The 14,378-nt window shown below is 64.4% G+C and carries 13 protein-coding genes; 6 read left to right on the top strand and 7 right to left on the bottom strand.

The features are described from left to right. The 3 genes from ACSC1Y_RS05245 to ACSC1Y_RS05235 are packed head-to-tail and all read right to left on the bottom strand — an operon-like array spanning nucleotide 1 to nucleotide 6,046. A complete protein-coding gene (locus tag ACSC1Y_RS05245) occupies nucleotides 1-1,638 on the bottom strand; it encodes an Ig-like domain-containing protein (protein WP_435333635.1) in 1,638 nt (545 codons plus the stop codon). A 14-nt stretch (nucleotides 1,639-1,652) separates the two neighbouring features. Continuing rightward, nucleotides 1,653-3,752, bottom strand: coding sequence for a type II secretion system F family protein (locus tag ACSC1Y_RS05240; protein WP_435333634.1), 2,100 nt, complete (start codon nucleotides 3,750-3,752; stop codon nucleotides 1,653-1,655). Next, nucleotides 3,749-6,046, bottom strand: a complete 2,298-nt coding sequence (locus ACSC1Y_RS05235) for a type II/IV secretion system ATPase subunit (protein WP_435333633.1) — start codon at nucleotides 6,044-6,046, stop codon at nucleotides 3,749-3,751. Before ACSC1Y_RS05235 ends, ACSC1Y_RS05240 begins: the two co-directional genes overlap by 4 nt. A 157-nt stretch (nucleotides 6,047-6,203) precedes the next feature. On the opposite strand from ACSC1Y_RS05235, the gene ACSC1Y_RS05230 reads away from it, so the two are divergent. After that, entirely contained in the window at nucleotides 6,204-6,728 is a 525-nt protein-coding gene (locus tag ACSC1Y_RS05230) for a gamma carbonic anhydrase family protein (RefSeq protein WP_435333632.1), read from the top strand. A 47-nt stretch (nucleotides 6,729-6,775) separates the two neighbouring features. On the opposite strand, the gene ACSC1Y_RS05225 is transcribed toward ACSC1Y_RS05230, so the two are convergent. Further along, the gene (locus tag ACSC1Y_RS05225; RefSeq protein WP_435333631.1) at nucleotides 6,776-8,038 is read right to left on the bottom strand and encodes a carboxypeptidase-like regulatory domain-containing protein; all 1,263 of its coding nucleotides are present in this window, start codon (nucleotides 8,036-8,038) and stop codon (nucleotides 6,776-6,778) included. A gap of 276 nt (nucleotides 8,039-8,314) precedes the next feature. Next, the gene (locus tag ACSC1Y_RS05220) at nucleotides 8,315-8,671 is read right to left on the bottom strand and encodes a hypothetical protein (protein WP_435333630.1); all 357 of its coding nucleotides are present in this window, start codon (nucleotides 8,669-8,671) and stop codon (nucleotides 8,315-8,317) included. A 275-nt stretch (nucleotides 8,672-8,946) separates the two neighbouring features. Here ACSC1Y_RS05220 and ACSC1Y_RS05215 point away from each other — a divergent pair, with 275 nt between their 5' ends. From ACSC1Y_RS05215 to ACSC1Y_RS05195, 5 genes are all read left to right on the top strand, one after another. After that, nucleotides 8,947-10,281 (top strand): phosphoribosylamine--glycine ligase, encoded by a 1,335-nt coding sequence (locus ACSC1Y_RS05215; RefSeq protein WP_435333629.1) that lies wholly within the window; start codon nucleotides 8,947-8,949, stop codon nucleotides 10,279-10,281. A 130-nt stretch (nucleotides 10,282-10,411) separates the two neighbouring features. Next, nucleotides 10,412-11,377, top strand: coding sequence for a phytoene/squalene synthase family protein (locus ACSC1Y_RS05210; protein WP_435333628.1), 966 nt, complete (start codon nucleotides 10,412-10,414; stop codon nucleotides 11,375-11,377). A 99-nt stretch (nucleotides 11,378-11,476) separates the two neighbouring features. Continuing rightward, nucleotides 11,477-12,283 (top strand): SDR family NAD(P)-dependent oxidoreductase, encoded by an 807-nt coding sequence (locus ACSC1Y_RS05205; RefSeq protein ID WP_435333627.1) that lies wholly within the window; start codon nucleotides 11,477-11,479, stop codon nucleotides 12,281-12,283. Then, on the top strand, nucleotides 12,280-12,822 hold the full coding sequence (locus ACSC1Y_RS05200; protein ID WP_435333626.1) for a DUF4188 domain-containing protein: 543 nt from the start codon (nucleotides 12,280-12,282) through the stop codon (nucleotides 12,820-12,822). Before ACSC1Y_RS05205 ends, ACSC1Y_RS05200 begins: the two co-directional genes overlap by 4 nt. 344 nt (nucleotides 12,823-13,166) lie before the next feature. Further along, the gene (locus ACSC1Y_RS05195; RefSeq protein WP_435333625.1) at nucleotides 13,167-13,568 is read left to right on the top strand and encodes a hypothetical protein; all 402 of its coding nucleotides are present in this window, start codon (nucleotides 13,167-13,169) and stop codon (nucleotides 13,566-13,568) included. 95 nt (nucleotides 13,569-13,663) lie between these two features. Here the strand turns inward: ACSC1Y_RS05195 and ACSC1Y_RS05190 are convergent, their stop codons facing one another. Together ACSC1Y_RS05190 and ACSC1Y_RS05185 are read right to left on the bottom strand one after the other, a co-directional pair. Further along, a complete protein-coding gene (locus ACSC1Y_RS05190) occupies nucleotides 13,664-14,038 on the bottom strand; it encodes a PIN domain-containing protein (protein WP_435333624.1) in 375 nt (124 codons plus the stop codon). After that, nucleotides 14,039-14,269: an AbrB/MazE/SpoVT family DNA-binding domain-containing protein gene (locus ACSC1Y_RS05185; protein ID WP_435333623.1), complete on the bottom strand. Its 231-nt coding sequence runs from the start codon at nucleotides 14,267-14,269 to the stop codon at nucleotides 14,039-14,041. Between the last annotated feature and the right edge of the window lie 109 nt (nucleotides 14,270-14,378).

Genomic DNA, 14,378 nt, shown 5'->3' with positions numbered 1-14,378 from the left:
CTACTTCGCGTAGGACGGCACGAAGTAGACGGCAGTGGTCCCGTCGTGGAACGTCAGCGAGAGGATGAAGAAATCATCCGAGGCGCCCGACGAGGTGTACGGACTACCGTCACTCGTCTCGAACTGTATCGAGAGGACGGGCGTCTCGCCGTCGGCGAAGGTCGATTGCCTCCCGGCGGCTATCGCGCTGAACTTTCCACCGACGTCGGCCGTCACGATTTCGTTCGATGCCGCGAGGGTGGTTCCCTCGTACAACGTCGCCGTTGTCGGCCTGTTCGCGTTGTTCCCTGGCTTCCCCATCCAGTACAGGTTGACGCGCACGTCCGTAAGGACACGTTCGCCGCCGTCGTTCTCGAAGTGCATCACGACGCTCTCGTTGTCGGCACTCAGGACGGATTCGACGAACTTGAAGCTTCCATCGGTCGCATCCGGGTTGATGAGACCCCCGATACTGAAGTCGGGCGACGGCACCTCCGGTGAGACGACCTCGAGGGCTCGCGTGACGGTCTGTGCTGCGGTCGGAGTGGTCCCGTAGCTGAACGTGGTGGTCACGTCGTCGTCGGCACCGAGTGCCCTGAACGTGAACGACGCCCGCCCGGAATCATCGGTCTCGGCGCTGCTCGCGCTCACGAACGCCACGCTTCCCGTCTGGGATGCGTTCACCGTGACACCCGACACCGGGTTGTTGTACGCGTCGCGTGCTTCGACCGTGATGGTGGTGGTCTCACCGGGACGGAGCGTCTCCTCGGTCGTCTTCGCGATGGCGAGGTACGCCGCGGCGGTCGACGTCTCGTAGCCCGTCCCGACGCCGAGCCGGGCCATTCGTAGCTCGTAGGTCACGCCCTTTTCGAGGACGATGGCGACGGTACCGGCCGTCGCACCCTCGGTCACGTCGACGACGTGGGTCTGGCCTGCCAGCACGTCCGTCTTCCACTGTTCGGCCGAGAGCGAACTCGGCACGGTGATGGTGACGTCTGCGGTGTCGTTCCGTATCTGGACCGTTCCGCTCCCCGTGCTGATGGGCTGGAGCGTCAACACCGTGGACCGGACGGTCTGTTCGTCGATGGTTCCGTCGAGGGTGACCAGCGTGATACGAGTTCCATCGACCAGTTTTCCACCGTCGACGACGAGGACGGTCTCGCCGAAGTCGTTGGCGACGACGGTCCCCTCGTATCGGGTGGTCGGGGCGTTCCTGTACTGGTCGTAGTCCGGCCGGAAGACGACCGCGTTCGTGTCGATGGTTCTCGGGCTTCCGTCCCAGTAGTCGGCGACGTCGCCGTGGACGGCGACCGCCCCGTCGATGGTTACCGTCCCGGACTCCGTGTAGATACGGCCGTTTCTCGCGGCCGGATTGACGAGGAACGCCCGGTCCGGGTAGTCGACGCCGGCTTCGACGTCGACTGACTCGGGTGCACCGTTCGCGGCCACCCGGTAGCTGGCGCTCTGGAAGGACTTCACGTCCTCCTGGAGTCGCTGGTTGTGGTCGAACTCTATCTGCCCGTTCAGCGCCGGCACCATGCTCACTTGAATGAGCACGATCAGCGACATCGCGAGCCCGAAGACGAGGATACCGCCGAGTACCGGCGAGACCGCTCGCTCCCCCTTCGATTCACCGAACCGATTGATGTGTGTGTGCATTGATTGTCCTCCCTTCAGACCAGGACGAACGTCGCAAGCGACAGGACGACCAGGCCGATGCTGTACTTCAACCCCGAGAGGGCGTCGTTGTCCGAGAGCTTCCCCGCGAGCAGGCCGCTTCCGAGCGCCATGATGATGACGGAGTGGAAGAACAGCGCCTGGTAGGTGTCGATGGGCACGCTGCTCAGCGACGTGATTCCGGGTGCAGTTGCCACCTCGGCGGCGGTCTCGGTCGTCCCCGCGGTCTCGGCGATCGGACCGAGGTAGCTCGCCCCGATGAGCACGATGACCATCAGGTAGACGAGGAAGCCGATGACGACGATGGCGATGTACGACGACATCGCGCGGCGTCGAGCCTCGTCGATTCGGTGGCGGTTGCGGGTGTCCTCTGCCGCGATGGCGAGTATCTTCGACATGTCGCCGCTGGAGCGACCTCCCTCGGCGATGAGCTTGATGGTCCGGGTCAGGTGTGGCACCTTGAGGCGGTTGCCCAGCCGGACGAGCGAGCCGGTCAGGTTGTGGTTCCAGCGGATGTCGTTGCGGACGACGCGGAGCTCGTCGGCGAGTGCACCCTTCGACCAGCGCGCGACCATGTCGAGCGCGTCGATGAACGGGATTCCCATGTAGTTCGCACTGGACAGGACGTTCAGCATGTCGGGGAACCGCGCCCCGAGCACCTTCTCCCGGCGGCGTTTCCGCTCGTGGAACACCGACAGCGGGACGGTTACCACCAGGAGCGGCAAGACGACGAGCGCGACGGTCGTGGTGACCGGTTCGGTCGTGAACGCGTCGATGGATGCCGTGGCCCAGCCCCGTGCGACGAGTGCACCGACCAGTACGAGTGCCGCCGGGACGGTGAACACGAGGGAGACGTACGGATTTGCCTTGACCGACGCCAGCGGGTCGGTGAGGAACTCGACGACGCGCTCCTTCCGGAGGTCCTTCCGGTACGCCGTGTACCGTTCGTCGGCCGTGACGTCGTCGGTCGCGACCGCGAGGAGTTCTTCCTCGTCGAGCTCGAGCCCGCCGTGCTGGACGAACGGCGCCGACAGCACGTCGATGAGCAGGAGGAAACCGACCATCCCGAGCGGCAGGCCCACGTAGATGAGTACCGCCATCTGGCTCAGCGTCGATCCGCCGAGGAAGCTGATGACCATCAGCGTCACGATGACGAACAGTGGTGCGGCGACGAAGGCCACGATGAAGATCTCGGACAGGACCGAGAGCGTCTCGAGGAACTCCTCTTGCTCCTCCTTCGCGGTCGCGGCGTAGTGTGACGCCTGGTCCTCGAAGAAGCTGGTGACGTCCCCGCCGGAGTCGAGCATGCTCACGAGGTCGTCGAGGAACTGTTCGAGGTTGTCGCTCGGCGTGAGGTTGCGGGCGTTCCGGATGGCGGTGAACAGGTCGTTCCCGAACAGCTCCATGTCGCGGACGATCATGTCGAACTCGGCCGCCACGTCTCCGTACGTGTCCTCGGACGCGGCGAGCGCCTTGAACACCTCGACGAGGTTCATCCCGCCGTAGCTCATCGCGTACATGTACGTGATGGCGTGGGGCAAGACGACGTTGATGGCGCGTTTCCGGTTCGAGACGACGTTTCGCGGGTAGTGGTAGCGGAAGAGCCAGATGGCCGCTCCGCTGGTCGTGCCGAGGCCGAGCATCGACCCTCCCGCGACGATGACGGTCCGGTTCGCCGCGAGAACCGTCCCGAGTCCGCCGGGGGCACCGACGGGCGACGAAACGGTCGCCAGCAGGCCGGCGTTCGCCAGCCAGAGCGTGAGTACGAGACCGACGAGCGCGCCGACGGCGCCACCGGCCATCGCGAGGATGGCACTCCGGGTGAGGTAGACGTCGTAGGTCGTCCCGATACGAGCCTGGTTGAGCCACCGCTGCATGTCGCGGTACTCCCCTGGACGTGATTTGAAGTACGTCCGCAGGACCCCGTACTGGTCGCGAAGCTCGCGCCGTTCGTCGGGCGTCATCTCCCGCGAGCGCGGGAAGTACTGACTGACCTCGTAGTCGGGCAGCGGCGTTTGCCCCTCGCTCAATGGCGTCTCGATGCCGCCGTCGTTGAGGAGGATTCCCTCCCGTTTCCCCTTCCCCCCGAGACTCATTGCGCCCTCGCCAGGACCCGCTCGCTCAGGTCGTCCTCACGGATGGCGTCGAGGACGGCGTCGCGGTCGCGCTGGAACGTGTGGATCGTGTGGGTGACGTCGTCGTAGTCGGTGACGTCGTTCTGGACCAGGTGCCGGAGGACCTCGATGCGGACGTTCAGCTCCGCCTCGAGCTCCGCCGTCGTCCAGCCGCGCTCGTCGGCTATCTCCGCCAGCAGGTGCGATTCGCCGACGAGTTCGTACGTGTCGGTTCGGGGGTTCCAGCGGAACACCTCGCGCGTCTCGACCGTGGTCGGGTCGTCACCGGGCAGTATTTCGGCGACGACCTGGTTGCGCCGGACGCGGGTGTCGTCTGCGAATATCTGCCGCTGGATGGCGATGACGTCGAGGTCCTGTACCATCTGGACCGGTATCGAGAGCGGTGCGTTCTCGAGCCGGGAGAGCGCGCCCTCGACGGAGTCGGCGTGGATGGTCGTGTAGGAGGTGTGGCCCGTCGCGATGGCGTTGAAGAATGTCAGCCCGACGCGCTGTTCGGTCCGTATCTCGCCGACCAGCAGGTACTCAGGGCGCTGGCGCAGGCTGGCCTGCAACAGCTCGTACATCGACACCTCGCCGCGGCCACCCTCGGTGACGGCGGGCCGCGAGACGGACTGGATCCAGTTGTCGTGCGGGAGCGTTATCTCCCGGGTGTCCTCGATGGAGACGACCTTCGAGTTCGGCGGGATAAAGAAGCCGATGGCGTTCATCGACGTCGTCTTGCCGGAGCCGGTGCCGCCCGCGAAGACGAGCGACTTGTTGTTCTCGATGGCGAGCCAGAAGTACGCCATCTGCTCGATGCCGAAGGTGTTCCACTTGATGAGGTCGACCGGCGTGTACGGTACATCGGCGAACTTGCGGATGGTGAAGTTCGAGCCGCGGGTCGCGATGTCCGAGCCGAGCGTCAGCTGGATGCGCGAGCCGTCCGGGAGGCTCGCGTCGACGAGCGGGTCGGAGACGGAGATGTGTTTCCCGGCCCGCTGTGCGAGCCGGACGGTGAACGAGCTGAGGCGGTCGCGGTCGAACACGACGTTCGACCGGAGGTCGCGGTAGGTGTCGTGGTAGACGAACACCGGGACGTCGACGCCGTCACACGAGATGTCCTCCAGGCGCTGGTCGCGCATCATGGGGTCGAGCTTCCCGAAGTCGAGGAAGTCACGGAGCAGGTAGTACAGCAGCTTGTAGATGCTGCCGTTCTCGACCGTGGCGGCGTGTTCGGCGATTATCTCCTTGGCCTTCTCCTCGAAGATGGTCTCGCGCTCTTTGCCCTCGCCCACGTCGTGGTACATCAGGCTGTTGCGCAGGATGCGCGTGAGGTCCTCGCGGACGTAGCGTTCGAACCCGTCGAGTGAGACCTCGGTCACCTCGTACTGGAACTCCTTCCGGTCGGGACTGAACAGCACCGAGGCGTAGGCGTACGGGCGGTTCACCCAGTAGCGCTCGACCTCGAGCAGGTCGTCGAGGTACGAGAAGTCGAACCAGCGATTGTCGATGAACTCGTCTGACGGTCGGTCGGCGAACGCCGTGTCGAGCGTGACGCCGGCGTAGTACTGCTTGACGTCGGTGAGGATGACCTCGATTATCTCCTCCTTCGAGAGGCCGCTCCGCTGTTCGGCCCAGAGTACGAGGTCCGCCGGGTCGACGGTGGGCGGCGTGGTTTCGGTGGGTTCGACGGGCGGCGCGTCGGTCTCTGCGGGCTGGGCGGTGGCCCGGGTGAAGGTGTGTCCCAGTGCTTTCGTCCGGAATGCGGCAGCGTCGAACGCTCGAGGGGTGACCGGCACGAGCCCGGTCTCCTCGTCGAACGGGCGGATGCCACCGCCGAACGTGTTGGCGAGCGACTCGACGCAGAACGCGCCGACGTCGAACGCGGGAGGTGTGGCGGGTACCAGGTCCGCTTCGTCGACGATTCCGCCCGCTGGTCCAGCGTAGCGGTCGAGTCCGGTCTCCTCCGCGTCGGAACCTGAGTAGGTTCGCCCTAGTCCATCGACGCGGAAGACGTCGAGCGCGTTCTCCCCGTCTTCGCCATCACGCCCACCGGGGAAGGTTCGGCCGAGTGCCTCTGCGCGAATGGTCTCGAGGGTGACCTCCCGGCGACCTACGGTAGCGACGCGTTTCTCGGTGCCGAACGTGGTGTTCGACTCGTCCGCCGGTCCCGCTTTCCCGTCCGTCGTATCGGGCGTCGTCTTTGGCGCGGGCGTGGAACTGTCCCGTCCCGGCGAGGGGTCGTGCAACTCTCGGGTGGGTTCATCGTGACTCATTAATACGCTGATACGATACGCCGGCTCGCATAGTAAATGTTTGCTAGGATACGAGTTTTCGACGGATGTACCGCCAGAAATCGGGAGAATCGGGGTGAAACCGTTGCATGTGGCTCCGGGCGAACTGTTTTGTCACTGGCGCGTATCGTTGCCAGGCATGGGAGACCGCCGACAGTACGAGTTCGAGGGAACCGCACCCGACATCCACGAGGACGCTTACGTCGCTCGCGACGCGACACTCGTCGGGGACGTCACGGTCGAGGAAGACGCCAGCGTCTGGCCGGGAGTCGTCCTCCGGGGTGACGTCGGCCCGGTCCGCGTCGGTGCCGAGTCGCACGTCGGTGACACCGCCGTCTTTCACGATTCTCGGGTCGGTGAGCGGGTGATGGTCGGCCACGGGGCCGTGCTGAACGACGCCGACGTCGGTACGGGCTCGCTCGTCGGCATCAACGCCGTATTGAACTCCGACGTCACGGTGGGAGAACGCTGCATCGTCGCGGCCGGGACGGTCGTCCCGGACGGCTACACCATCCCAGACGAATCGTTCGTCCGGGGTGTGCCTGCCGAGGTCATCCCGCTCTCGGAGACGGCTATCGACCCCGAGGAGATTGCCGACGCCTACTCGTCGGGCGCGTACACGGACCTCGCGTCGAGACACGGTGAGCTGTTCGGGCGAGAGTAGGGGGGAGTAGAGTAGAGAAGAGGAGCGTGGACGAGAGAACCCCTTCTTCAGCTACGACGAGTCGCGACGAGGGCGACCGCCACGAGTGCGAGCAGTGCGCCGCCGAGGCCGAACCCGGGGGTCGACCCACTTTCGTCCCCTGCCTCACCAGCTGCCGTGGTCGACCCGGCCGTCTCGGACGGGTCCTCGGTCGACTGCGCGCTGGTCTGTTCGGGCGTGTCGGTGGATGGGTCGACGCCCTGGACGGTTATCGCCTCGGAGACGACGGACCCGTTGGCGGCGACTATCTCAACGTCGCCGGCGGTCTGGATTTCGACCGTCGCCTCACCGCTCTCGTCGGTCGTGGCGACCCCGGAGCCGTCGACCTGTATCTCCGCACCCTCGACGACCTCACCGTACTCGTCGGTGACGGTGACGCCGACGGTCTCCCCGACGACGACCTTCTCGTTGGCCGCTTCGACGGTGAGCGTCGGCGTTCGGAGTATCTCGAACGTACGCGAGAGGTCGTCCTCCTTCACCGACATGGTCAGCTCCTTCGTCTCGTAGCCGTCCTTGCTGACCGTGACGGTGTACTTCGTGTTGACGTCGACCGTGAGGCCGCTGGCTCCCGACCTGTCCGTCCGAACCGAGCCGGCGGTCCCCGAGTCGTCGGCGAGTTCGATGAGTGCCTGGAGCTGTCTGGGCTCCTCGAAGTGCGGGTCGACGACGGTGAACGTCGCGGTCACCCGGCCCTGTTCGAGGGTCATCGTCTCGCTCGTCTCGCCCGAGACCGAGATGGTCTTGCGCTCTTTGAAGTAGCCTGGCTTCTCGACGACAACGAGGTAGCTCCCGGTCTCGACGTTCTCCGCGGTGAACGTCCCGTCGCTCCCGGTCTTCCCACCGGCCGCCGGGAGTCCCGTCCCGTCCTTCCAGATGTTGACGTTGGCGTTCGCGACCGGGCCGTCGGCATCCTCGACGGTGATGGTCCCTGTCGCCGGCTCGTACATCGTGATGGTCGTGTCGGTGCTCGAGTCGACGCTCTCGATGGTCTTCGGCCGGTTCTTGACGAGCGTGGGGTGAGAGACGGCTATCTGCACCGTCGCCCCCTTCGGTACGTCGAACAGCGTCTCTCCGTTCGAGAAGGTCTCCCGCGTCTGCGATTCGTCGTCGTACGTCACCGTCACCTCGGCGTCACCCAGCCCAGTACCGGTCGCATCGACGACCGTCACCCTGAGGGTCACGTCTTCAGCAGCCCCACCTGCCGCAGCGGTGGTCCCGGCGACCGGTGCCAACAGCACGACGAGGCCCACCGCGAAGATTGTCAGTCGCATCGAATCTGTGTCGCGCATCTACTCACTTAACTTTCTCTGGTTCTGTCGCTCTTCAGGTACGTATCGACGGTGCGGAGAACGAGTGACCGAGTCCCAGCGAGCGTCGTGCCGGCCAGAACGGGCGTGTTGGGAGGGCCGATATCGTCGAGGCCGCGTGAGGCCGGTGCCGTCGTGGCTCCGGATGGGCTGTCGCGGGTACGACCTGGCCGTCGAAGCCGGATGTCAGCGGGGGATGGGTGCTCTCGCGGTAGCTGCTCGCGGCGAGTGGGGACCGGTTCAGTGCCCTGTCGCGACGCGAACGGGACAGTCGGTGCGCTGGAGGAGCGACCCGACGTGGGCGTCGAGACCGCCGTCGGCAGCCACGTCTCTGCTCCCGGTGCAGATGACGAACTCGTCGGGCGAGACGGTCGACGCGGCGTCGACGAGATCGTCGATGGAGTCGCCGTCCCAGGTCGTCGTCGTGACCGTCACTCCGTCGGGGAGGTGTGCGGCGGCGGTGGTCGTGGACTCCGACCGGTGACCCTCCGCGAGGCCGAGAACGTGGACCGTATCGCCCGTATCGAGGCGCGTGTTGAGGTAGTCGCAGGCCGATTCGGTCGTCCGTGGGCAGTCCGTCGCCAGCAGGTACTTCATGACGGCTAGTGATACAGTATCGGTACCGGAAAAACGAGACCCAACAGACGAAGGGTTGCCCCGATCCGTCTGCTGGAACTGAACATGCGTGTGGCTCCTGCTGACGAGTTCTCGGGTGACAGACACGGGCCGCACAACCGCTGCTGAGGAAGTGTCGGTACGGTCCGACGCGCCGCTACCAGTGTCCGATCACTGTGCGTTCGGCCGCCGCGTGAACGCGAGCTGTCTCATCACCTCCCAAACACTTACCACTTCTCCACGCGCGACTCACCACTATGGACCGACACAACTTCCTCTTCGTCTCCATCGACGGACTCGTCGGTGACGTGGCGTGGCGAGTCCGCCAACAGGGGCACGACGTCCGGTACTACATCGAGAACGAGGCCGAACGGGACATCGCCGACGGGTTCGTCGAGAAGACGGACGACTGGGAGTCCGAGGTGGCCTGGGCGGACGTGGTCGTCTTCGACGACGTGTTCGGCCACGGGACCCACGCCGAACGGCTCCGGGAGGAAGGCGTCGCGGTCGTCGGTGGCACCGAGTACACCGACCGGCTGGAGGAGGACAAGGGATTCGGGCAGAAGGAGCTCGAACGCCACGGGGTGAACATCCTCCCTCGACGGCAGTTCACCGACTTCGGCGAAGCGGTGGAGTTCGTCCGGGAGAACCCGGCCCGCTACGTCATCAAGCCCTCGGGGGAGGTGCAGAACGTCAAGCGGCTCGTCTACGTCGGCGAGGACGACGACGGCGGCGACGTGATCGACGTGCTCCAGGCGTACGAGAAGGCGTGGGGGCACCGGATGAAGGCGTTCGAGCTTCAGCGCCGGGCCGACGGGGTCGAGGTCGCCATCGGCGCGTTCTTCGACGGGAACGCCTTCGTCGAGCCGGTCAACGTGAACTTCGAGCACAAGAAGCTGTTCCCGGGCAACGTCGGGCCGCCGACGGGTGAGATGGGCACCTCGATGTTCTGGACGGAACCGACGATGCTGTTCGAGGAGACGCTTGCGCCCATGGAAGAGACGCTCGCAGAGGAGGGGTACGTCGGCTACATCGACCTCAACTGCATCGTCAACGGACGAGGCATCTACCCGCTCGAGTTCACCCCCCGCTTCGGCTACCCCGGCATCTTCATCCAGGAGGAGGGGATGAAGACACCCATCGCCGACCTCTTCTACGACATCGCCCACGGGAACGACCCGGACCTTCGGGTCCACCGCGGCTTTCAGGTTGGCGTCCGGATCTGTCTGCCGCCGTTCCCCTTCAACGACGACGCGACCTTCGTCGAGAACTCCCGGAACGCCGCCATCGTCTTCCGCGAGTCGTTCGAGGGCGAGCGGCCGGCTGGTGTCCACATCGAAGACGCCCGTCGGGTCGGCCCCGACGGATCCGCCGAGGGCGTGACACCGGCGGATGGACAGTGGCGGGTCGCCGGTAACTCCGGTATCCCGCTCGTGGTGACCGGTCGGGGAATGTCGATGCGAGAGGCGCAGGCGCAGGCGTACCGCCGCATCGAGAACATCATTCTCCCGAACATGTACTATCGCGACGACATCGGCGACCGGTGGGTGACCGAGGGCGACAAGCTCCAGTCGTGGGGATACCTTCGGTGACCGGACTCGAACACCCGCCGCCGGCGCGAGGATACCTTACCTGTTGTGCACGCAGGCTATTTACCTACATGTCGTATGGCTTACCACGAACGGACGCGGTCCGTGGGATTCTACAATCCACTCTGCCACAATGAACGATACACAGGTACACACGGGGAAGACCATCCAGCGCAAGACTGGAAAGACGTTCCACATCGCGACACAGCTGCTCCCGAAACGTATCCGTCACCCGACGTACGTCCTCTACGGCTTCTTCCGCATCGCCGACGAGGTCGTCGACGACCCCGACGGTGACACGCCCGACGAACAGGCAGCCCGGCTCGAGGAGCTGCGGGCACAGGTGTTCGGTGACCAGCCGACCGACGACCCCGTGCTTTCGGCGTTCGCCGAACTGCGCGAGACACACGGCATCGACGACGAGTGGGTGAACGAGTTCGTCGACGCGATGGCGAGCGACATCCACACCGACCGGTACGAGACGTACGCCGACCTCGAGGCGTACATGCGCGGCTCTGCCGCCGCCGTCGGCGTCATGATGACCGACATCATGGACCTCGACGAGGACGAATACGCGCAGGCGCTCCCACACGCCATCAAGCTGGGAGAGGCGTTCCAGCTGACCAACTTCCTGCGCGACGTGCGCGAGGACGTGGTAGACCGCGACCGGGTCTACCTCCCCGTGGAGACGCTCGCCCGGCACGGCGTCTCGACCGACGAGGTACTCGCGCTGAAGGCAAGCGACGGAGCCAGAGCCGCGGTCGAGGCGGAACTGCGCCGCGCCGAGGACCTCTACCGCGAGGGCGTCGCCGGCATCCGGTACCTCCCCGAGGACTGCCAGTTCGCGGTCCTCCTCGCCGCGGTCCTCTACGCGGAGCACCACCGGACGATACGCGCGGTCGACTACGACACCATCACCTTCGAGCCCGACCTCTCGCTGGCGCGCAAGCTCTCCCTCGTCGCCAAGACCCGCTGGCACTGGCTGTGGAACAAGGACCCGGAGACGGTCTTCCACCGCGTGAGTGCGATACCGGTGAGCGAGGACGCCGGGACGCACGAGCAGAAGGCGGGGTGGGCGCGCTGGTGGCCGACGCGGTAATCGACTCTCTCTTTCACCGTCCGACAGCTGTCGGGGCGCTTCTCTCGCGGTGAGAACCATCACGATAGTGATGCTCTAGCGACGCGTATAGTCTCCATCATGAACAACTCAGAGAACGGGAAAATCCTCGAGGGGAAGGTCGTCGTCGTCACCGGCGCGAACGAGGGAATCGGCCACCACATGGTGCGCGCCCTCCTCGACGACGGCTACCGCGTCGCCGGACTGGACGTGGACGTGACGAACCTCCGCACGCTGCAGGACAGCCACCCCGACAGCCTGCGGTTCTACGAGTGCGACGTGACGGTCGACACCGACGTACAGACGGCCATCGACGCCGTCGTCGACGAGTGGGGCCGGATAGATATCCTCGTCAACAACGCGGCGATACTCAACTTCGGGTTCTTCGAGGATCAGACCGTCGCGGACGTGAGAGATACCTTCGAGGTGAACGTCTTCGGCTACCTCCGAACCGTCCACGCCGTCCTGCCGCACATGCTGGCCCGGAACGAGGGCATCATCCACAACGTGAGCTCCGGCGTCGGCCTGGTCGGCAACCCGGGTCTCACGGGCTACGGTGCCTCGAAGGGTGCCATCGAGGCGTTCACCCGCTCGCTGCGACTCGAGTTGCAGGACTCGAACGTCGCGGTGACGGTGATGCACCCCCGGCTGGCGGCGACGCGCTCGGCGCTCGAGCTGGGCTACCCGGACTCCCAGATGGCCGACCCTGCCGAGGTGGGGCGGAAACTGGCGGACAAGATCGAGTCGACGAAGCCGGTCATCATGGCCGACTGGGTCACCAGAATCGGGCTGGCCGTGGCGCAGCGGTTCCCGTCCATCGTCAGGCGGGGCACGCGGCGGTTCGTCGAGGAGCGGGAGGCGAGCGCCGGGGTACAGGCGAACCGATGAGCCTGCAGGACACAGACCGGCTGGTCGCGGACGTGGACGGCGGATTCGTGGTCTACATCAACGGGATGCGACTCAACAAGCTCCGGGCCATCCCCCAGTGGCTGCTGGCCGGGCGCAAGCTCGCCAGGATGTTCGACGAGCTGGAAGCCGACCCGGACAGCGGCTTCCTCGGGTACCAGCCCGCGTTCATGGGGCCGCGAACCGGCGCCGCCATCCAGTACTGGCGCTCGCTGGAGGACCTGAAGCGGTTCGCCAACGACCCCGACGGTCGGCACGTTCCGGCGTGGAAGTGGTACGACGAGACAGTCAACGACGACGGTGGCGTCGGCTTCTGGGCCGAACTGTACGTCGTCGAGGAGGGGAACTACGAGACGTTCTTCCGGAACGTCCGGCCCATCGGTATCGGGAAGTACGCGACGCTGGTTCCACGGGCTCGTGGACAGCGGGACGGTGTTCCGTTTCTGGCTGGTGCGGTTCCGGGGTCGGGAAGCGCCGATGGACCCGTCGACGAGGCCGGATACGGAGAGTGTCCGTGGTGAATACGGGCAGATGCGGTTCGTCGGTGAGTCTGGGCTGAGAGACCTGGAGTGGAGTGAACCGCCGATGTTCCTGACAGTCTCGTGTGGTTTTCTCAGCACCATGCTGAATAGAGGGGGCGAATCTGTCACCGCGTGCCCGACAGTGAGTCGGTTTGAAACGATGTTTGCGAATGGGTAACTAAGCGGGACCACTCAGACATAGACAGTAGAGATGGACGAGACAGTGAGGGACTGCCTGCTGGCTCTCGGGATTCTCGTGGTCCTCGCTGGCTGTAGTGCTGGCCCGCTGGGCCCCCTGCACCGCAAGAAGACCCGCACCGGTGAAGCTCGTGAACAACGCGACGATGACCGAGACGTTCACCATCGCAGTCGTTGACGTGGGCGCGAATTTGACTGTTACACGAAGAGAGGGACAGACATACGAACTTCGAATCCCCCCAGGTTCCTCTACAACGAAGACATCAACTGAGAATAAGAACATCAAAGTTGAGTTTCCGGATTCGGCTCACCACCATGGAAACTACACGCTTGAATCGGGCGAGGAGGAAACCGTCTCCGTAGAGGGGGTCGGTCCCAACGAAGCAATCGTCATCCTCATCTACGATAACCCAGAGCAGTCCTACCGGGCGATTCACACCGTCAGTTGTGAAGGCCCCATCCGTGGCGTGCGGGCAACCTCCCAATCGGGAGGCTCAGATGACTGGACCACAGGGGCCCATGAGTGTGGAACCAGTTGGTGGATTTAACCTCTAAGCTCAGCAGCCGTCATCTAACAACAATTAGTACAGTAGTCATACCGTGAAGCCGAAAGCACGTATGTGGCACCTCCGGTGAACCGCTGTCACTCGTCTTGAAGTGCCTTCAGGTCGAGTCGTGGAGCAAACGATTCGTACATCTCATCACTCGAGACGATGGTGTCACCATCGGATTCGACGAGATGGAGCGCATCGAAGGGTGTGAATCCGTGGTCTTCGACGTAAGTCGCAGCTGCGACGACCGTATCCACGTCACCACGCACTTCCAACAGAGCGGCCGCATTTGTGATAACTCGTTCAGTATCTCGGTCTTCACGGTACGCCACCATGAGAAGTTCGATGAGTGTGAACTGGGACGTCCACAGTTCGTCCTGATGGTCTCGGTAGACTGCCTCTGCGGCGTCACCGAGCCAGTCTTCGTCCTTGATGAGTGCCAGAAGGAAGTCCGTTTCTGCGTACATTTAGCGGCCAGCCTCGTCTAGCGCTGCGTCACGCGCTTGCTGGCGGAGTTCTTCGGCTGTCTTCTCGACGTCCGCGAACTCAGAACGGAGGGCATCGAGCGGATCGTCCTCGATTGGAACCAACTTGATACCGTCATGAAGTTGGACAATATGGTAGTGTTCACCATATCGTTCTCTGATCTCTTTGGGGAGCGTGAGACGACCACGTCCGTCCAGCGTTGCCTCAGACATACTCTCACCTATGGTGGGTAGATACAAGAACATTCCCCAAAATCTGGCCATCTACCCACCCAGATGAGTTTGTCGCGTTTGGTGGTTTCAGTTGAGTTATCGACAGGAT

Source organism: Haloarchaeobius lipolyticus, assembly GCF_051208015.1.
GTDB lineage: Archaea > Halobacteriota > Halobacteria > Halobacteriales > Natrialbaceae > Haloarchaeobius.
This window is presented reverse-complemented; position numbering and strand designations above follow the sequence as displayed.

What these genes read in the sequence shown, in the direction of transcription:
- ACSC1Y_RS05225 (WP_435333631.1), bottom strand. Translation starts at nt 8,038, where the DNA reads ATGCGACTGACAATCTTCGCGGTGGGCCTCGTCGTGCTGTTGGCACCG.
- ACSC1Y_RS05200 (WP_435333626.1), top strand. Translation starts at nt 12,280, where the DNA reads ATGAGCCTGCAGGACACAGACCGGCTGGTCGCGGACGTGGACGGCGGA.
- ACSC1Y_RS05190 (WP_435333624.1), bottom strand. Translation starts at nt 14,038, where the DNA reads ATGTACGCAGAAACGGACTTCCTTCTGGCACTCATCAAGGACGAAGAC.
- ACSC1Y_RS05235 (WP_435333633.1), bottom strand. Translation starts at nt 6,046, where the DNA reads ATGAGTCACGATGAACCCACCCGAGAGTTGCACGACCCCTCGCCGGGA.
- ACSC1Y_RS05185 (WP_435333623.1), bottom strand. Translation starts at nt 14,269, where the DNA reads ATGTCTGAGGCAACGCTGGACGGACGTGGTCGTCTCACGCTCCCCAAA.
- ACSC1Y_RS05215 (WP_435333629.1), top strand. Translation starts at nt 8,947, where the DNA reads ATGGACCGACACAACTTCCTCTTCGTCTCCATCGACGGACTCGTCGGT.
- ACSC1Y_RS05220 (WP_435333630.1), bottom strand. Translation starts at nt 8,671, where the DNA reads ATGAAGTACCTGCTGGCGACGGACTGCCCACGGACGACCGAATCGGCC.
- ACSC1Y_RS05245 (WP_435333635.1), bottom strand. Translation starts at nt 1,638, where the DNA reads ATGCACACACACATCAATCGGTTCGGTGAATCGAAGGGGGAGCGAGCG.
- ACSC1Y_RS05205 (WP_435333627.1), top strand. Translation starts at nt 11,477, where the DNA reads ATGAACAACTCAGAGAACGGGAAAATCCTCGAGGGGAAGGTCGTCGTC.
- ACSC1Y_RS05195 (WP_435333625.1), top strand. Translation starts at nt 13,167, where the DNA reads ATGACCGAGACGTTCACCATCGCAGTCGTTGACGTGGGCGCGAATTTG.
- ACSC1Y_RS05230 (WP_435333632.1), top strand. Translation starts at nt 6,204, where the DNA reads ATGGGAGACCGCCGACAGTACGAGTTCGAGGGAACCGCACCCGACATC.
- ACSC1Y_RS05240 (WP_435333634.1), bottom strand. Translation starts at nt 3,752, where the DNA reads ATGAGTCTCGGGGGGAAGGGGAAACGGGAGGGAATCCTCCTCAACGAC.
- ACSC1Y_RS05210 (WP_435333628.1), top strand. Translation starts at nt 10,412, where the DNA reads ATGAACGATACACAGGTACACACGGGGAAGACCATCCAGCGCAAGACT.